Below are 19,289 nucleotides of genomic sequence, written 5' to 3'. Positions count from 1 at the left end.
TACATCCGTAATTATAAAATAAAAAACTTCTAATCATGTTAGCATATGGGCACCGAAAATCATTAGCGATGTTGTTTGATTTTGTTATCAAAACAGCGAGAAAATATGAAATTTTTTAATGGGTGAGAAATATAAAAATCATATATGATATTTTTAGCCTGTTGATAAAGTTTATCCCAAATGATTAGAAAGGAATTGGATTAATCTGTATAGGTTTTATTCCAAAGTTGGCAAATAATTCCTTTTCATCACTTTTTATATTCATATAATTAAAGACAATATTAAACTGAAATTTAAATATTAATTTAGGCAGATCATCATTTTTTAATTAATATTCAGATATTTTACCAAGATATTTAATTAATTTCTCAATATTAGTCACTGCTTATATTATCATTATTCTTCTGATTCCGTTTTTGATATTCTACACAAGTAATAATATTTTTATCCAAAGTTGAATATCTTTATTTTCACTCAAATATACTATTGGTATATTCATAATAGGAAATACCAGAATATAATCTAGGAAATCCTTTCCCTCTTTCACCTAATTTCTATTATTTTTTAAAGCCGGGCTTGCCGTTTTTAGCTCGCCATTCTTTAATATTTTTTGCTATTGCTTCAGGGGTACATTCACTATCAGAATTAGCATAATAAATAATATCTATTCCTGATGGATACTCAGTCACTTTCTCAAAATGAGATAATAATACATTTAGCTTTTCATCTGTTTTTGCAAGATTTTCTTTGGAAATTTCTTTCATAAATTCAATAAATTCAGCTTCCGTATAATCTTCCAATTTATTTTTTAAATTCATCCTACTTTTTCCTTTTATTGACGTGCATTTTTATATGCCTATTTTATAAGGAATTAATCCCTCATCATAAATATCTTGGTAGGTTCTACCTAAGCTATTAATTAGTAGTTCAACATTAACCGCCATTATTTGTATAACACCTGTTATTGGTGAAACCAATTCATCTGCGATTTGGATTTCCAAGCTGCTCGCAAACGAATTGGCTCTTAAAAAATCTCCCATGTTTATTATTGACTACCAACGTACTTCTGATGTGGGTAAGAATGCTACTACTTTAACACATTCTAGTAAATCGTAATTAATTTGCATACTAGTTGGAAGACGAAAATCTAGTAGTGTATATAACTCTGTCCAGCCAGTATCTCTCTTTAATATTTTCTGTGGAGGAAGTGATTTTTCAGGATTTCCAAAATGCTCATGAACCCATTGCCGAGACATCATCGGAACTAACGGTGAAGGTAGCTCATTTGGAAACCGGTATTGTGGTTTCTTCTCGTCAATTAAAGTAAGCTCTATAGCAAATAAAACTTTATTAACCCTTCTAAAGGATAAGTAAACACCTTCTTTAGCCATATTTAAAGATATATCAGGATCTCCAGCAAACCCTGTAGGTTTGGTTTTATAAGGAATTAACCCTTCATTAAAAATTTCCTGATAAGTTCTTCCTAGATTGTTTATTAGTACCTCTACATTGACTGTCATTTATACAACCCTTGTTCCTCGTTTATTTTATGCATCCTCTGGCGAGCATTTTCAAGCTGTACTTCTGTTGCACCATATCTTTTCAAGCTCGGTTTTATAGCATCAAAGTTCCTATCTAATGCCGCACGTAAATCTTGCGAATCTCTTTCAATCTGTTCTGACGAATTTCGCCCTCCATAAGTTTGACTGAGTTTTTGATGTACTTCTTCCGGAATAATAATTGCAGATACATTTTTAGAATCAGAATTTAATTCGGAAGGTAATAATTTAGGATATAACGCTTTTAACCTTGCCTTAACCGCAGCAACCGAAGGCATATGATCCGCATGTGTTCCATTTCTTAGCCTGCCCGCAAAGTTTCTATACAAATCCACTTCAAACAATTTCACCGGCGGTTTACTCAAATACACATACACCGGCGGCATATTCGGAATAGGGAGTACCAGAATATAATCGCGGAAATCCTTCTCTTCCGGCATAGGTAACGATTCAATATCGCTGCCCATTTTATCCGGGATCGGCAACACGGTTATTTGCGACGGAATAAATGGTCGTTCCTCATTCCCGGTATGGGCTGGAACCTTAAACTCCTGTTCGTTCGGCGTCCATAAAATCGTCGGCCGGTTCTCTCCCGGTTCCCAGAACTCGTAATTACCGGTGGTCCGATTCAGCGTCATCATGCGAACCGGCACTTTATCCAGACCGCCTTCCGGGCTGACGTGATATCCCTGAACCGTTATCCTGCCGCTTTTTTCATCTCTGATCCAGCGAAAACGCACGCGAGTAGAAGCTTTACCATACTGTTCCGCTATCTGTCTCAGACGATATGGGGTTAGGTAATCTTCCTCTCCGTCATTCAACTTAGGTGAATAAAACAGCCCCATTAACCCAATTGTTACCGGATTCGGGGCCGCTAACCAACGACCTGCACTGATGGCGCTACCACCAATGTAACGCATCACCAGCCCTTCCCCTTCCGCTACCGCGCTGCGGGCAGTTGCGGCCACGGCGGCAGCGGCTGCTTCGGCTTTATCTTCACCATCACGGAACCACCGTTTATACCACGGTAATTTTTTATCCTGCGGTTTATCCGGTTCAGGTGGGTGTTGTTTGCCTGTGGAGGCGGTTCTGGTTTTTGCGGCGTTACAGCAGCAGGAGATGACGGAACCTGATATATCGCCATCCTGCCGAAATTATCTGCGGGTTCGGCTTCGGTTCCCGCATCAGTACAACCTTTACCCCGCAGGCAGGATTTCGCAAATACCGGTATCGGCGGCGGAGGCGTCGGCGTTACAGACGGCTTTGGCTGAATACTACCCGCTTCCTTTGTCGGCGAGGAGAAACTCTGCATCACTATATTCGCAGGAGCGACAACTCGGTCAGCAGCCTTATCCTGTTTCTCATAGCTATCCATCTCCGAATTAATGAATCTGGCCCGGCAGGGGCAAGTACTCACACTGTCCAGTGTGCCAGCCAACTTGCGTCCCATATCAAACACATCGGATACACCACCAACAATCGTGTAAGCACCGGGATGTTTGCCACAGGTAACCTTATCCCCTTCACGAGCGGTTGCCCGTCCATTGAATGTCATGGTGTGGTCACCGGTAATAATCTGTCCGCCACAAGTTGTTTTGTCACCAACGAGCAGAAAATATCCTATTGCCATCTATTGACTTCTCCATTGACCAAACGCATGAAGAGTGGATCTGACTGGAATTATCATGTTCTTACCACCTATTACTTAATATTCATGATTAATAATTCATCAGATTTCACTTTAGAAAGATATAGGAATATTCCGAAAGCTGCCGATTTTTTCGTCTCAGATGGGGGCGGAAACCTATATTTTGCAACATTTTTCATACAAACATGAAACGTTTGTGAGCATTACTACTGCGATAATGGTGTAAAGCCGAAAAGGTAATGACGCGGTATGTTTGGGAAACTGGTGAAAAAAACGGTGAAAGGTGGCTTTGCAGACGAAAAACAATATTCAGGAAAACAATACTCAGAAAGTCAAAACGCTGACCAGAAGATCAGCGTTTTGTCATCTATCTTATCAAATATTTATACCCTATGGATTTAAAGATGACGGGTATATTATTGTCCAAACATCTCTCGTAACCAGCCCGGCGCTTCTTCTTGCTGTTGAACAGGTGCTGATACCGCGGTTTGCTGGCACAAACTCTGTGGATCATAAGTCCAAACCGGTAATATTCGCCAACCACTGCCGCTACAACTAAAGCTGCCATCCTGATTAACCGCCATATCGACGATGCCTTCCGGTGGAATGTTATTCAGCATCAGCGGCGTCTGATTTTCCAGATAACGGCGATACACATTCAACGCCCCTGTAGCACCGGTCAGATTGGTCGGTTCGTTGCTATCGCGGCCAACCCATGCTATCACCACTTCTTTACCATCGATTCCGGCAAACCAGCTATCACGCAGATCATTGGTAGTGCCCGTTTTACCCGCCAGATTATAGCGACCAAACTTGGCTGCCAGAGAACGAGAAGTTCCGTTCGCTACCACCTGCTGCATACCATACAGCGTCAGATAAGCCGCCTGAGCCGGTACCGCCCGTTCAGCCTGTGGGTAACTCTGATATATCACAGTGCCATCTTCCGTGATAACAGAACGTAACGCGGAAAGTGTCGCGCGGTTGCCGCCACTCGCCATCGTCTGGTATTCTTGCGCCACTTCTAAAGGTGTCAAGCTGAGAGAACCCAGTAACATAGCCGGAACCTGCTGAATCACTTCCTCTGGTACGCCAAGCCGAATCAAGGTGTTGCTGACATGATCAAGACCAACAGATAAACCAAGATTCACCGTAGGAATATTCAAAGAATTCGCCAGCGCATCTATTAACATGACACGCCCACGGAAACGACGGTCATAATTTCTCGGTTCCCAAGCTTTGCTGTTCGGTAGTTTTACTACCAAGGGTTCATCTGCCAGCCAGTTATTCAACCGATATTGATCAGGTTCACTCAAGGCCGCCAAATAGGTAGATGGTTTCGCTAGTGAGCCAATTGAGCGACGCGCCATCATTGCTCGGTTAAATCCCGCATATTGAGGTTGAGAACCGCCAACCATCGCCCTGATTTCACCACTGATGCGATCGACAATGACCATTGCCCCTTCAAGATCAGCAATTTTGCGGGTTTTTCTCAGGCTGGCAATCCCCTCTTCTACTGCGTTTTCAGCCGCATCCTGAGATACCGGGTCCAATGTCGTGAAGATTTTCACGCCGGACAGGTCATTGACTTTATCCCCCAGTTTGTCCTGCAACTCCTTACGAACGAGCTGCATAAACGCCGGTTGTGGGGTAATAACACCACTTTTCGGTTTTACCCCCAGTGGACGAGCGCTCAGTAATTTATAAAGATCTTCATCAATAATTTGCTGGTTTTGTAACAGCTTGAGCACCACATTACGACGCTGGAGAGCGAGTTTAGGATTACGCCACGGATTATAGAGTGAAGCGCCTTTCACCATACCGACCAGCAACGCCTGTTGATCTAAACTCAATTCATCCACTGGACGACCAAAATAGTAGAGGCTCGCCAGAGGGAAACCTCGGATCTGCTCATCACCACTTTGGCCTAAATAAACTTCGTTCAGATACAGTTCGAGAATCCGATCTTTGCTGTAACGATAATCCATCAGCACAGCCATATAGGCTTCATTGGCTTTACGTACCAACGTGCGTTCATTAGTCAAGAACAGGTTTTTAACCAATTGTTGCGTCAGGGTACTTCCCCCCTGAACCGTGCGCCCGGCAGTCAAGTTAGCCAGTACGGCACGCCCAATGGAAAGAATACGGATGCCATCATGTTGATAGAAATGACGATCTTCCGTCGCCAGCAAGGTGTTAACCAGTAACTCCGGGAAACCAGAACGTGGCACAAATAACCGCTGCTCCCCATTGGGAGACTGCAACATGGTAATCAACTTCGGATCAAGGCGGAAGAACCCAAACTGACGCTGATTTTCCAGATTTTCGATCCCTGCCAAACGGTTATCGCTGAAAGTTAGCAGAGCGTGGATCTGTCCCTCTTTGCTGTCAGGGAAATCAAACGGACGGCGCAACATTTCAATAGTTTCACCTCTGACAGAAAACTCTCCTGGACGGGTAATTTTCGTCACCTGGCGATACTGCATCCCTTCCAGCAGATGTACCATCTCTTTCTTGCTGTAGTTCATACCCGGTTCAAGATTAACCATGCGGCCATAAACTGCCGCCGGTAACTCCCAAACTTTTCCGTCAATGCGATCGCGGATTTTGGCGTCCAGATAGACACCATAAGCCGCCAGCAATACGGCAAAAATAATAAATATCTTGAATAACAACCAGAACCAACGCCACTTTTTCTTAGGTGGGCGAGAATACTTTCCTTTCGTTGTCATGGGTTGATCCTCTTCATCATCGTAGTCATCATCTTCATCGCCATTATCATCGTCATCCAACAGATATCGTCTTTCTAATGGCCGTTTACGGCGGGATACCGGTTTTTTGCCTTTACGTCCGATTGGTTGACGATCTTCACCAGACATTCCAAAATTCTCCAAAGCCGTTTAGATGCTAATTAATTGATATTCATATCTTTTAATGAATCTACTCGCCGGCAAAAAGTTATTAAATTCTACTGCGAATATTTTTTTACCCGCCGAGTGGGTAACGTATTTGCCGGATCATCCGGCCATAGATGTTTTGGGTAACGCCCTTTCATCTCTTTTTGCACTTCTCGATACGAGCCTCGCCAAAAAGCGGCTAAGTCTTGCGTAATCTGCAATGGCCTTTGGGCTGGCGATAATAATTCAAGCACCACGGTTACCCGCCCTTTCGCCAGAGAGGGGCTTTGCTGCTCGCCATACATTTCCTGCATCCGAACAGATAATACAGGTGGTTTATCACTGAAATAACAAATTGCTATCCGACTGCCGGTAGGGGCAGTGTAATAAATAGGCAGTTCATTATCCAGATACTGTTGTTGTTGCCAATCCAGTAAGCTTTCCAGTGCCGGCAACAAATCAATCTGTTTCAGCCCTTTCAAATCACGCACACCAGTAAGAAACGGCATCAACCAATCATCAAGAGAAGCCATTAATGCATCATTATCTACTACCGGCCACTGCATTTCAGGCAACCATTTGGCCGCACATTGGATACGGATGCACAATTGAACTGCCGCCGGCGACCAGTTCAACTCATATAATCCCTCACTGCGTAACCAGTTTAGCAGGGCCTGTTGTAATTGCTCATTTGAAGGTTTTGCCAATCGTTGGGCTTTTACTGCCAGACTGCCGCATTGCAGCCGCTTCCAAGCCTGTAATGTCCCTTTATTGTCATCCCATTCAACGGCACTCTGTTCGCTAAATAAATTCGGTTGTTGCTGTATCAGTCGTTCAATATCCAGAGGACAAGCCAGCAAAATACGCGCATCAGGACTCCGATTGTTGTGTAATAATGAAGGAACCACCAGCCACGATTCGCCGGATAACTTTTCTTCATCATCGATTATCGCCCCCAGACCATTCGCCAGTTGAAAACGCCCTCCCTTATCCCTATTTTTGGCTATTCGGTCAGGGAAACCTTGGGCTAATAGCATTACAGCAAGTCCACCGTCCGGCTCCCCAAAATGATCGCCCATATTCCTAGCTAACTGCTTTGCCCGCCGTAACCAAGGAGCCTGTCGCTGCTCAACCCAATAAGTAATATCCGGCTGACCATCACGGGGCGGTTCCTCCAGAATCGCAGTCAGCATAGCAGCGGTTGCCAGCATGTCGGCCCCTTGTTCCAACCCTGCACATAACATCGCCGCTAGGCGCGGATCACTGCCGGATTCCGCCATCTTTCTGCCTCTGGACGTTAACTGACCATTGTTATTGATTGCACCTAACTGCAATAACAGCGATTTAGCTACCGCCAAAGCTGCCGCAGGCGGCATATCTAGCCAATGAAGCTGAGCAGTATCACAGCATCCCCACTGCAATAAGGAGAGCCATAAGCTACTGAGATCAGTATTCAGAATTTCTGGCTCACTATGTTCTGCCGCTCTTTCTGCCTGTTCCCGGCTGAATAGATGCCAACAAACGCCGGCTTCCAGTCGGCCTGCTCGACCCGCTCGTTGTGTCATAGAAGCTTGACTGATGCGTTGAGTGATCAGACGGGTCAACCCATTTTTGGGTTCAAAACGCGTCGTGCGTTCAAGGCCGCTATCAACCACCAACCGGATACCTTCAATCGTTAAGCTGGTTTCTGCAATGTTAGTCGCCAAAACAACTTTACGGCGTCCACGTGGTGAAGGTTCGATAGCTTTTTGTTGCTCAGCCAATGACAACGCACCGTATAACGGGCAAAGATCGGTATCCTCAGCAACTATCTCTTTAAGCAGTCCACATACCCGTTGAATTTCCCCACTGCCCGGCAAAAACAACAGTACAGAACCTTGCTGCTGTTGGAGTAACCGCAATACAACAGTGGCTACACTCTGTTCAAAAGGTTGGTGAGCCGGCAAAGGATAGTAATGTCTGGTCACAGGAAAACTTCGTCCTTCTGAAATAATCACTGGCGCATTAGGTAATAAGGAAGAGAGCCGCTGATTATCCAGCGTCGCCGACATGATCAAAATTCGCAGATCATCCCGCAGCCCTGCCTGTACATCCAGCAACAATGCCAGCGCCAAATCAGCCTGCAAGCTGCGCTCATGGAATTCATCCAGAATCACCAGAGAAACCCCTGTCAACATGGGGTCCTGCTGTAACATTCGGGCCAAAATACCTTCTGTTACCACTTCAAGACGAGTAGTCGCACTCACTTTCGTCTCAGAACGCATCCGATAACCCACCGTCTGCCCGGTATTTTCATTCAATTGAGCAGCAAGGCGATTAGCAACACTGCGAGCAGCAATCCGCCGTGGTTCTAACATGATGATGCGCCCAGAAAAATCGGCTCTCTTCAGAATTTCCAATGGCAAAACTGTCGATTTCCCGGCGCCGGCCGGAGCATGAAGCAGGACCTGTTGTGAACTTTTCAACGCACTCAAAACAGGCTCGACGACCTCATATACAGGCAATAAAGACACAAACACTCCATACAAAGAAAGTTAACTTTCAACCGCCGGCATTGTAGCATTACCCGCTTCAATCTTATGCCATCAGTCATCAAGGAGTTTTTATGGAATTCCATCCACCCTTACAATCCGCCACGCTAATTCGTCGTTATAAACGCTTCCTGGCTGATGTCATTACACCGGAAGGTGAAACACTAACCATCCATTGTGCCAATACAGGCGCCATGACCGGCTGTGCTACACCGGGAGATACGGTTTGGTACTCCACATCTGACAACCCAAAGCGCAAATACCCTAACAGTTGGGAATTAACAGAAACGCAGGATGGTCATTGGATTTGCGTTAATACGCTCAGAGCAAATGATTTAGTCGCTGAGGCCATTGCCAAAAATGCCATTCCAGAATTTTCTGAATATAAAAAAATCAGTCGGGAAGTAAAATATGGCGAAGAGAACAGCCGGATAGATCTATTGTTACAAGCAGAACAACAGGTTAATTGCTATATTGAAGTGAAATCAGTGACTCTTCTCCAAGAAAATTGCGGCTATTTCCCTGATGCTGTCACGACCCGTGGGCAGAAACACTTGCGGGAATTGCAGCACATAGCAGAACAAGGACAAAGAGCGGTGTTATTTTTTGCGGTCTTGCATTCTGGCATCAGACAGGTCGCTGCGGCCGCACATATTGATCATAATTATTCATCTCTTTTGGAACAAGCGCAAAATTCTGGGGTCGAAGTTATCTGTTACCAGGCCAACATGACAGGAAAAGGGATGATTTTAGGCGATAAGTTAACTTTTGTACTAAAATAATTAATTTATCGATTTACCTAATTATTTGCAGCCAGGTTGTACAAGGTGTAAAGGCATGCAATACATTTGCTTCCACACCATTGTGAAACTAATGGCAGGAACAATTGCCAACCCATGCTCCATCTGCTATTTATAGCGGCCTGTTTTTTTCCCCGCTAGGGGTTTGTTTGATAGTGCGTGTGTAGGAGAAGTATTATGCAAGAAGGGCAAAAACGTAAAACCTCGTCCTTAAGCATTCTCGCCATCGCTGGGGTAGAACCTTACCAAGAAAAGCCAGGTGAAGAATACATGAACGATGCCCAGTTGGCGCATTTCAAGCTAATTCTTGAAGCATGGCGCAATCAACTCAGGGATGAAGTAGATCGTACTGTATCTCATATGCAAGATGAGGCAGCGAACTTCCCTGATCCAGTTGACCGTGCGGCGCAGGAAGAAGAATTCAGTCTTGAATTACGTAACCGCGATCGTGAGCGTAAATTGATTAAGAAGATCGAGAAAACCCTGAAAAAAGTCGAAGATGACGATTTCGGTTTTTGTGAATCCTGTGGCATTGAGATCGGCATCCGTCGTTTGGAAGCCCGTCCAACCGCAGATTTGTGTATTGATTGTAAAACTCTGGCCGAAATCCGTGAAAAACAGATGGCTGGCTAATTAATGGTGTTCCGAATACGGCGTCTTCATGGCGCCGTATATACCCTATGGATTTCAAGATGCATCGCGACGGCAAGGGAGCGAATCCCCGGGAGTATAGAGAACTATGTGACCGGGGTGAGTGAGTGCAGCCAACAAAGAGGCAACTTGAAAGATGACGGGTATAAACAATCGCCACTGATCCCCATATGATAAAATCTGAACGTCCCCGCGCTTATATTGGGCGTTTCGCCCCGTCACCTTCTGGCGACCTGCATTTTGGTTCATTAATCACTGCTATTGGCAGCTATTTGCAAGCCCGCGCTTGTCAGGGAAAGTGGCTGATACGTATTGATGATATTGATCCGCCTAGAGAAGTTCCCGGTGCTGCCGACCGTATTCTTCATGCGCTTGAGCATTACGGTTTACATTGGGATGGTGAAATTCTCTATCAATCTCAGCGCCATGAGGCTTACCGCCATATCCTTAATCAATTGCAACAACAAAGCTTAAGCTATTACTGCACCTGTACCCGTCAACGCATTCACCAGACTAATGGTTTTTATGATAGAAATTGTCGTGAATTAAATTTGCCCGTTGATCATGCAGCAATTCGATTCAAACAACGTCATCCGGTTTACGGTTTTGAAGATAAACTGCAAGGATATCTGAACGCCGATCCGGTCATGGCTGAGGAAGATTTTATTATTCACCGTCGTGACGGCTTATTTGCCTATAATTTGGTAGTTGTTATTGATGATGATTACCAAGGGGTAACCGAGGTGGTAAGAGGGGCTGATTTGATCGAACCAACCGTCCGTCAGATTGCGCTTTATCAGCAGTTAAATCTGAAAATACCTGACTATATTCATTTACCACTCGCTCTGAATAAGGATGGCAACAAACTTTCCAAACAGAATCATGCTATGCCTATCCCATTGGATGATCCCCGGCCATTACTGATTAAGGCATTATCTTTCCTTAATCAACCTGTCATAGAAAACTGGCAAGACCTTTCTCGTGATCAGTTGTTGAAAAAAGCAACAGCACGCTGGGAGCTAGACCGAATTCCACGACAAGGTAAAATGTATAGGTAACGTGAATAAAGTTACGGTTAGTCATAACAACCATTCTCAAAAAATACACAGTAGGCTATGATTAGCCGCTGTTTTTTATTTGTTTTATATGATTAGTTACTTATCGAGGTGTACCATTTTTAACCGAGTAGCAAATTTCTGCCGTAACTTATTGATCCGCGAAGGGAAAACTAACCGCGAACCACAGGCAGCCAGTGAAGGATCAATCACCGGATCTAATCGTTCTACTCAGGAAGAGTACGTAACTCTTCACTCTAATCGCCAAAACCACCATCAATCTTCATCCAATGTGAAAAGACAAAGGAAGGTTGAACAGGAGAATCCTCATTCGGATTCATTGATAACGATAATTCCACGGGAACAACATAGTATTTCCCGCAGAGACATCAGTGAAAATGCACTGAAAGTTCTTTACCGTCTGAATAAATCCGGCTTTGAAGCCTATCTGGTTGGCGGTGGCGTCCGTGATTTATTACTCGGTACGAAACCGAAAGATTTTGATATTGCCACCAATGCCACACCAGAACAGGTACGTAAACTATTTCGCAACTGCCGTTTGGTTGGACGCCGCTTTCGTTTAGCTCATATTATGTTTGGTCAGGAAGTGATTGAAGTCGCAACATTCCGTGGTCCACATGAACAAACGGGTTCTGATGATAAAAATCAGTCACAACAAGCACAAAGCGGTATGTTACTGCGAGATAACATCTTCGGATCAATTGAAGAAGATGCTATGCGCCGCGATTTCACCATAAACAGCCTCTATTACGGCATCAATGATTTCTCTCTGCGTGATTATGCTGGCGGCCTTCATGATCTGGAAACCGGTGTTATCCGTTTGATTGGCGATCCTGAAACTCGCTATCGAGAAGATCCAGTAAGAATGCTGCGTGCGATCCGGTTCGCCTGCAAACTCAATATGACCATCAGCGAAGATACCGCCGAACCGATTTCTCGTTTGGCTTTTCTGCTGAGTAATATTCCACCAGCCCGTCTGTTTGAAGAATCTCTAAAACTTTTACAAACCGGTCAAGGCTACAGCACTTATCAACTTCTGCGCGAATACCACCTATTTCAACCACTTTTCCCATTGGTTCAACGCTATTTCACCGAAAATAACGACTCGCCAATGGAACGTATGGTCAATCAAGTTTTGAAGAATACCGACTACCGGTTACAGAACGATAAACGAGTTAATCCAGCGTTTTTGTTCGCCGCGATGCTCTGGTATCCACTGGTTGAACATGCAGAAAAGCTGTCCCAAGAAGGCGGCCTGGCTTACTACGACGCTTTTGCATTGGCTATGAATGATATTCTGGATGAGCAATGCCACTCCATTGCTATTCCTAAGCGTCTGACAACCGTCATGCGTGATATCTGGCAATTACAGTTACGTCTACCACGTCGTCATGGTAAGCGGGCAAACAAGCTGATGGAACATCCTAAATTCCGTGCTGCCTATGATTTGCTGGAACTGCGAGCCAATGTCGAAAACCGCAATGAACTAAAAGAGCTTGCCCATTGGTGGGGAGAGTTTCAGCAAGTCAATGCATCGCAGCAGCGAAGTATGATTTCCGACTTAGGCAGCGAGATCGTCCGTCGTCGTACACGGCCGCGCCGTCACTATAAACCAAGACTAAGCAGGAACGGCTGATAATCATGGCTCGTGTTTATATCGCTGTTGGCAGCAATCTGGCGGAACCTATGCAGCAAGTAAAAAATGCGCTTGCTGCATTAAAAGATCTACCGAAAACAGAATTTATTGCCTGCTCCTCACTGTATCGTACTAAACCGATGGGGCCGCAGAATCAACCCGATTTTCTGAATGCAGTAGTCGCGCTGGAGACCACGCTAACACCGGAAGAATTACTCAATCACACTCAGGCGATTGAACTGGCTCAAGGACGGGTAAGAAAAGATGAGCGCTGGGGGCCAAGAACACTTGATCTGGATATCATGCTATTTGGCGATCGGGTGATTAATACCGAACGCTTGACAGTACCTCACTACGGGCTAAAACAACGCGAATTTATGCTCTACCCGTTAGCCGAAATTGCCCCTGATCTCATATTTCCCGATGGGGAAGCTTTATCTGAAAGACTAAAACATATTCCAGAAAACGGCCTGGCACTCTGGCTGCAACCGCAGTCCTCTGATTCTAATCATTACATATAAGGATCTCAGTTCAGTCCGTGGCCGATTTCTGTACATAACAAGAAAAATTGCAGGAGAAGGAAAATAGATAATGAAACCCATAACCATGACTGATCTGAATCAGCTCAAGAAAGAAAAACGTAAGTTCGCGACTATTACCGCTTATGACGCCAGCTTTGCCCACTTATTCGCCGAACAAGGTATTGATGTCATGCTGGTTGGCGACTCACTGGGTATGACAGTGCAAGGGGCTGATACCACTATTCCAGTGACAGTTGAAGATACTGTCTATCATACTCGTTGCGTCCGTACCGGAGCACCTTATACTTTTATTATTGCCGATATGCCCTTCATGAGTTACGCCACACCAGAGCAGAGTTGTGAAAACGCAGCTAAGCTTATGCGGGCTGGCGCTAACATGGTGAAACTTGAAGGCGGTAGTTGGTTATACGATACCATTAGTATGCTTACCGAACGTTCTGTACCCGTTTGCGCTCATTTAGGGCTCACTCCCCAGTCAGTTCATATTCTGGGCGGTTATAGAGTTCAGGGGCGTGATGAAGAATCAGCGAATCAATTGATAAAAGATGCAATTACCTTAGAAAAGGCGGGCATACAACTGCTGGTACTAGAATGCGTCCCTGTTGATTTGGCTAAACGTATCACCGATGAATTACAGATCCCGGTAATTGGTATTGGCGCTGGCAATGTGACTGATGGGCAAGTTTTAGTGATGCATGACGTACTAGGCATTACAGTCAGCCCGCCTAAATTTGTGAAAAACTTCCTTGAAGAAGCAGGAAATATACGTGATGCCATCCGCTTATATAAAGAACAAGTGGAAAGCGGCGTCTACCCAGGTAAAGAACACTCATTTTATTAACAAATTACCCTTGTTAGCCCGAAGGCTGCAAACAGACTAAGGAGTATTAAGCAATGCTGATTGTCGAAACTGTACCGATTCTACGCCGTGAAATCCGCCGTTGGCGTCAGGAAGGAAAACGCATTGCACTGGTGCCGACAATGGGTAACTTGCACGACGGCCATATGACGTTAGTCGATACTGCCAAAGGGCAAGCAGATATTGTAATCGTCTCTATTTTCGTCAACCCGATGCAGTTTAATCGCCAAGATGATCTGGCAAGATATCCCCGCACTTTACAGGAAGATTGCGAAAAACTTCATCAACGCGGCGTCGATCTGGTATTTGCTCCTGCCGATAAGGAAATATACCCTGATGGTATGGAATATCAGACTTACGTTGACGTTCCTGGGCTTTCTACCATGTTGGAAGGGGCCAGTCGTCCCGGTCATTTCCGGGGTGTTTCAACCGTGGTGAGCAAACTGTTCAATCTAGTGCAACCAGATTTAACCTATTTTGGCGAAAAAGATTTTCAGCAATTACAACTTATTCGCAAAATGATTGCCGATCTGGCTTATGATATTACGCTGGTTTCAGTACCCACGGTGCGCGATAAAAATGGTCTGGCTCTTAGTTCACGTAATAACAATTTAACAGCCGATGAACATCTAATCGCTCCAGAACTCAGCAAGATTATGCGATCTATCGCTGAAAAAATGGCGCAAGGCGAACGCTACACAGAACAATTGCTTACTCAAGCTTCCGCGCAGCTACACGAAGCGGGCTTTGTACCTGATGAGTTGTTTATCTGTGACGCGGAAACATTGGCGCCGTTAAATACCGAAAGCAAAAAAGCCGTTATTCTAATGGCTGCTTGGTTAGGGCAAACCCGTTTGATCGATAATCAGCAAGTAGATTTAACGCAATAATCGCCGTTGTATCAGGCATTATTGATGCAAAAAAGATTCTAAATTGTCATCGAATCAGGAGAAAAGCCATGTTGCGCACGATGCTACAAGGGAAATTGCACCGGGTGAAAGTCACTCAGGCAGATTTGCATTATGAAGGTTCCTGTGCAATTGATCAGAATTTCATGGATGCAGCCGGTATTCTGGAATATGAAGCTATTGATATCTATAACGTGGATAACGGCGAGCGTTTTTCCACTTATGCTATCGCCGCTGAACGGGGTTCTAGAATAATTTCAGTTAACGGAGCAGCAGCACGCCGTGCTGCGGTAGGTGACAAGCTAATTATTTGCTCATACGTACAAATCCCTAACGAAGATGCCCGTCACCATAAGCCTAATGTCGCTTATTTTGACGGTGATAATATAATGAGCCGTATAGCTAAAGCCGTGCCAGTTCAGGTAGCTTAAATTGAATTTAGTCCCCTAAAATTAGTAAGCAAAATTTAGGGGGCTTCAAAAATAGAAACTTTTAATAAATTACCGGATTTAGGTCCTCAACCCTCGCCCTGTTTCAATTAAATACCAAGCAACAAGATAAAAAACCACAATAAATGCGGTCAAAACACTTAATGTAATTATCAAAGAAACATCGGTAATACCCAGGAAACCATAACGGAAACCACTAATCATATAAACGATGGGGTTCAGCTTGGAAACCGCTTGCCAAAATGGGGGTAATAACGTCAATGAATAAAACACCCCGCCAAGATAGGTCAGTGGCGTTAATACGAAGGTCGGAATAATGCTGATATCATCAAACGTTTTAGCGAAAATCGAATTCAGCAAACCACCTAATGAGAACAGAATAGAGGTCATCAACAATGTGATAACAATCATCCACCACGCATGAATATGAAGTGGAACAAAAAATAGAGAAACCAATGTCACCAAAATACCGACGCAAACACCACGGGCAACACCACCACCAACAAAACCCACAATAACTATATGTGTCGGAACCGGCGCTACCAATAACTCCTCAATACTGCGCTGGAATTTCGCGCCAAAGAAAGAGGAAGAAACATTGGCATAAGAGTTAGTAATCACCGCCATCATAATCAGGCCAGGGACAATAAACTGCATATAATCGACACCGCCCATTTCTCCAATACGCGAGCCAATTAAGCTACCGAAGATAATAAAATAGAGCGACATGGTAATAACCGGCGGTAATAAAGTCTGTACCCAAATACGACCAAAACGGGTAATTTCTTTAATCCAGATAGTTTTTAGCGCCACCCAGTACAACTGAATCATTTACTCTCTCCTTGCTTGTTGTTCACCAAGCTGACAAATAACTCTTCCAGACGGTTCGCTTTATTGCGCATGCTCAGAATATGAATACCCTGAGCGCTTAATTGGGTAAATACGCTATTTATTCCCTGACCACGTTGAACATCCACTTCCAAAGTAGAGGCATCCAGCAGCCGATAATCATATCCTACCAGTTCAAGAGTTGGGTTTTGCGTTGCCAGATCGAAGAAGAATGTTTCAGACTCCACCCGGCTGAGCAAATTTTTCATACTGGTGTTTTCCACCAATTCACCATGCTGAATAATACCAATATTACGGCACAGCATTTCTGCTTCTTCTAAATAGTGAGTCGTTAGAATAATTGTCGTTCCCTGTGCATTCAGTTGTTGCAAAAAACTCCACATAGAGCGACGAAGTTCAATATCAACACCGGCAGTCGGTTCATCAAGGATCAATAACTTAGGCTGATGCATCAAAGCACGTACAATCATCAGACGTCGTTTCATCCCTCCAGACAGACGAATCGCCCGTTGATTGCGTTTTTCCCACAGATCTAACTGAGACAAATAAGTTTTCGCTCTGGCTTGCGCCACTTTTCGCGGTACGCCATAGTAACCGGCCTGATTGAGAACAATCTGCAACACCGTCTCAAACGGATTAAAGTTAAACTCTTGCGGAACAAGACCTAATTGGCGTTTAGCATTCACAATATCGGTATCAATATCATAGCCAAACACTTTAACCTTACCGCTGCTTTTATTTACCAGAGAGCTAATAATGCCGATTGTGGTGGACTTCCCTGCACCATTCGGACCCAATAATGCGTAGAAGTCTCCAACCTCCACATTCAGGTCTATCCCACGCAGCGCCTTAACACCATCAGTGTAAGTCTTAGTAAGCTGCGTTAACTCCAATGCATAAGTCATAAATTACAAAACACCTTTATTATCTGGTCGCCTTTGCGTGCAATGTGGAAACATAATGCTCCTTTTCTGCCTGACTTTCTTTGCAAAAACAGCAGAAAGATTAAAAACAAACAGCAACAAAATATTAAAATTTTAATTGATGTTGTATATGATTCTATCTTAAAGAAACACTACCAGGCTATGAATCATGATGAAAAAAATAGAAGAGCTGCTTGCTAATAACAAGCAGTGGTCAGAATCGGTTAACGAAGAAAACCCAAGTTTTTTCAAAGAATTAGCGAAAGCACAAAAACCTCGGTTCTTATGGATTGGCTGTTCAGACAGCCGGGTACCCGCAGAAAAACTAATTGATGCCGCTCCCGGTGACTTATTTGTTCACAGAAATGTTGCAAACCTGGTGATCCATACTGACTTAAATTGTCTTTCAGTTATCCAATATGCGGTAGATGTACTGGAAGTTGAACATATCATTATCTGCGGACACTACGGTTGTGGTGGTATTGAAGCCGCAATTGATGGCACCGAATTGGGATTAATTAACAACTGGCTGCTACATATCCGTGATCTCTGGTATAAACACAGTTCTATGCTAGGTGAATTACCCCCGAATGAGCGTCTGAACCGTCTGTGCGAAATTAATGTTGTTGAACAGGTATACAACCTTGGCCACTCAACTATTATGCAAGCAGCATGGAAACGAGGCCAGAAAGTGATGATCCACGGTTGGGTTTACGGTATTCATAATGGTCAATTGCAGGATCTTGAAGTGACGGCTGATAGTCGTGAAAAACTGGAACTTGCCTATCGCCAAACCGTATCTAAATTGACGAATAAAAAGTAAGTTTTCAGATCACTAACAAAATACGCTGTAGAAAAGGTTATATTTAACCTCTTCTATAGTGTAATTAAGCAAATATTTATACAGATTTTTATTTTATTAAATCGCTGCCTATTTGAATCTTAAGTATTTATTTTTATTTCTTTATTTTACGAATGTACTCAATATGGTAATAAAAAGAAAACAACATAATTCATGATAAATATATTCATCATCACTACAGAAAAAAGGAAAGATAAATATATTATTATCCACTAGGTAAAAAATTCGGTTATCAGTTCTACCACCTGCATTCCATTTGACTGTTTCCTACCTTGTCGAAGTTGTTACAAAAGGCTATCGTTTCTTACTAAAATAAGGAATGTTTCAAATTTTCCTTGAATGGACAAAGTAGTTCATGAAAAAAAACATTTTTATGGGCTATTAAATCACATTACCTGTAATAACAATGTTGACACTTAGGTAAAACCACTCTACAGTGTCAACAATGTGATAACCGTTACTTACGAGGAAAGTGCTATGCTCACTCATGTCAGAAAAATTGGAAACTCTGTTGGTACTATTATTCCAGCTCAGCTATTGAAATCCCTCCACCTGAAAGAGGGTGACCAATTATCAATTGTCGAAGAACAAGGAAAAATTGTAATCTCTGCGGTAAACCATCGTCCCAAGTATAAATTGGCCGATCTACTTGCTCTATGTGACTCAGAAGCACCGATGCCTGAAATATTAAAAGAATGGGATGCTAGTAAACCTGTAGGGAATGAAGTGTAATGGCAATATTTCAACGAGGGGATATTATTGAAGCTTGCTTAAACCCGGTCGCGGGTCAAGAACTGCAAGGTGACAAAAGACCATGCTTAGTAATAAGTCCATACAATTTTAACAAATTAGGTTTAACAATTATTGCTCCTATAACACAAGGAGGAAATTATGCCAGGTTCGCAGGTTTTGCCGTGACATTAATGGGCACCGGTACACAGACTCAAGGAGTGCTATTAGCGAATGGCATTCGTTCCGTCGATCTAAGTGCAAGACAGGCAAGAAAAATTGAAGAGGCACCGACGTCTGTAGTTAATGAAATTTTAGCCATAGTGTCCAGCATATTGGAATAAATTCTACTATTAATCAGGGATATCTGCCG

General features: G+C 43.7%; 18 protein-coding genes and 2 pseudogenes. 12 read left to right on the top strand and 8 right to left on the bottom strand.

Going from position 1 to position 19,289, the window contains the following annotated elements:
• Positions 1-557: 557 nt before the first annotated feature.
• The 4 genes and pseudogenes from OO184_RS02805 to OO184_RS02790 all read right to left on the bottom strand — a co-directional run bounded on the left by OO184_RS02805 (position 558) and on the right by OO184_RS02790 (position 3,189).
• Complete coding sequence (locus OO184_RS02805) at positions 558-818, bottom strand: bacteriocin immunity protein (RefSeq protein WP_265377880.1); 261 nt, start codon at positions 816-818, stop codon at positions 558-560.
• Positions 819-860: 42 nt separating this feature from the next.
• Positions 861-944, bottom strand: a pseudogene (locus tag OO184_RS02800) (DUF6392 family protein); the annotation flags it as partial.
• Positions 945-1,052: 108 nt separating this feature from the next.
• The gene (locus tag OO184_RS02795; protein WP_088371353.1) at positions 1,053-1,520 is read right to left on the bottom strand and encodes a DUF6392 family protein; all 468 of its coding nucleotides are present in this window, start codon (positions 1,518-1,520) and stop codon (positions 1,053-1,055) included.
• Positions 1,517-3,189, bottom strand: a pseudogene (locus OO184_RS02790) (S-type pyocin domain-containing protein). Before OO184_RS02790 ends, OO184_RS02795 begins: the two are co-directional and overlap by 4 nt.
• A 267-nt stretch (positions 3,190-3,456) precedes the next feature.
• On the opposite strand from OO184_RS02790, the gene OO184_RS02785 reads away from it, so the two are divergent.
• Positions 3,457-3,609 (top strand): hypothetical protein, encoded by a 153-nt coding sequence (locus tag OO184_RS02785; protein ID WP_265377879.1) that lies wholly within the window; start codon positions 3,457-3,459, stop codon positions 3,607-3,609.
• A gap of 14 nt (positions 3,610-3,623) precedes the next feature.
• Here OO184_RS02785 and mrcB read toward each other — a convergent pair whose 3' ends face one another.
• Entirely contained in the window at positions 3,624-6,083 is a 2,460-nt protein-coding gene (mrcB, locus tag OO184_RS02780) for a bifunctional glycosyl transferase/transpeptidase (RefSeq protein ID WP_265377878.1), read from the bottom strand.
• Between the two features lie 89 nt (positions 6,084-6,172).
• A complete protein-coding gene (hrpB, locus tag OO184_RS02775) occupies positions 6,173-8,614 on the bottom strand; it encodes an ATP-dependent helicase HrpB (RefSeq protein WP_265377877.1) in 2,442 nt (813 codons plus the stop codon).
• A gap of 92 nt (positions 8,615-8,706) precedes the next feature.
• Here hrpB and sfsA point away from each other — a divergent pair, with 92 nt between their 5' ends.
• The 8 genes from sfsA (at position 8,707) to panD (ending at position 15,535) form a co-directional block, all read left to right on the top strand.
• Positions 8,707-9,414 (top strand): DNA/RNA nuclease SfsA, encoded by a 708-nt coding sequence (gene sfsA, locus OO184_RS02770; protein ID WP_036808210.1) that lies wholly within the window; start codon positions 8,707-8,709, stop codon positions 9,412-9,414.
• Between the two features lie 195 nt (positions 9,415-9,609).
• Positions 9,610-10,065, top strand: coding sequence for an RNA polymerase-binding protein DksA (gene dksA, locus OO184_RS02765; protein WP_011145244.1), 456 nt, complete (start codon positions 9,610-9,612; stop codon positions 10,063-10,065).
• Positions 10,066-10,253: 188 nt separating this feature from the next.
• On the top strand, positions 10,254-11,141 hold the full coding sequence (gene gluQRS / locus OO184_RS02760; RefSeq protein ID WP_265377876.1) for a tRNA glutamyl-Q(34) synthetase GluQRS: 888 nt from the start codon (positions 10,254-10,256) through the stop codon (positions 11,139-11,141).
• A gap of 151 nt (positions 11,142-11,292) precedes the next feature.
• A complete protein-coding gene (gene pcnB, locus OO184_RS02755; RefSeq protein ID WP_265377875.1) occupies positions 11,293-12,795 on the top strand; it encodes a polynucleotide adenylyltransferase PcnB in 1,503 nt (500 codons plus the stop codon).
• A gap of 5 nt (positions 12,796-12,800) precedes the next feature.
• On the top strand, positions 12,801-13,316 hold the full coding sequence (folK, locus tag OO184_RS02750) for a 2-amino-4-hydroxy-6-hydroxymethyldihydropteridine diphosphokinase (RefSeq protein ID WP_265377874.1): 516 nt from the start codon (positions 12,801-12,803) through the stop codon (positions 13,314-13,316).
• Between the two features lie 70 nt (positions 13,317-13,386).
• Entirely contained in the window at positions 13,387-14,178 is a 792-nt protein-coding gene (gene panB / locus OO184_RS02745) for a 3-methyl-2-oxobutanoate hydroxymethyltransferase (protein WP_265377873.1), read from the top strand.
• A gap of 53 nt (positions 14,179-14,231) precedes the next feature.
• Entirely contained in the window at positions 14,232-15,086 is an 855-nt protein-coding gene (panC, locus tag OO184_RS02740; RefSeq protein WP_265377872.1) for a pantoate--beta-alanine ligase, read from the top strand.
• 68 nt (positions 15,087-15,154) lie between these two features.
• A complete protein-coding gene (gene panD / locus OO184_RS02735; protein ID WP_214088647.1) occupies positions 15,155-15,535 on the top strand; it encodes an aspartate 1-decarboxylase in 381 nt (126 codons plus the stop codon).
• 78 nt (positions 15,536-15,613) lie between these two features.
• On the opposite strand, the gene OO184_RS02730 is transcribed toward panD, so the two are convergent.
• The gene (locus OO184_RS02730) at positions 15,614-16,384 is read right to left on the bottom strand and encodes an ABC transporter permease (RefSeq protein ID WP_049583281.1); all 771 of its coding nucleotides are present in this window, start codon (positions 16,382-16,384) and stop codon (positions 15,614-15,616) included.
• On the bottom strand, positions 16,381-17,307 hold the full coding sequence (locus OO184_RS02725) for an ABC transporter ATP-binding protein (protein ID WP_265377871.1): 927 nt from the start codon (positions 17,305-17,307) through the stop codon (positions 16,381-16,383). The genes OO184_RS02730 and OO184_RS02725 overlap by 4 nt, the downstream gene beginning before the upstream one ends.
• Positions 17,308-17,494: 187 nt before the next feature.
• Between OO184_RS02725 and can the strand changes: the two genes are divergently transcribed.
• The 3 genes from can to OO184_RS02710 all read left to right on the top strand — a co-directional run bounded on the left by can (position 17,495) and on the right by OO184_RS02710 (position 19,260).
• The gene (gene can, locus OO184_RS02720) at positions 17,495-18,148 is read left to right on the top strand and encodes a carbonate dehydratase (RefSeq protein ID WP_049583284.1); all 654 of its coding nucleotides are present in this window, start codon (positions 17,495-17,497) and stop codon (positions 18,146-18,148) included.
• A gap of 516 nt (positions 18,149-18,664) precedes the next feature.
• Complete coding sequence (locus OO184_RS02715; protein WP_225816796.1) at positions 18,665-18,919, top strand: AbrB/MazE/SpoVT family DNA-binding domain-containing protein; 255 nt, start codon at positions 18,665-18,667, stop codon at positions 18,917-18,919.
• Positions 18,919-19,260 carry a type II toxin-antitoxin system ChpB family toxin gene (locus tag OO184_RS02710; protein ID WP_049583286.1) on the top strand — a complete coding sequence of 114 codons (342 nt, stop codon included), beginning with the start codon at positions 18,919-18,921 and terminating at the stop codon, positions 19,258-19,260. Before OO184_RS02715 ends, OO184_RS02710 begins: the two co-directional genes overlap by 1 nt.
• Positions 19,261-19,289 lie beyond the last annotated feature (29 nt).

The organism is Photorhabdus aballayi, assembly GCF_026153155.1.
GTDB lineage: Bacteria > Pseudomonadota > Gammaproteobacteria > Enterobacterales > Enterobacteriaceae > Photorhabdus > Photorhabdus luminescens.
The sequence above is the reverse complement of the archived record's forward strand: the minus strand, read 5'-3'. Positions and strand labels throughout refer to the sequence as shown.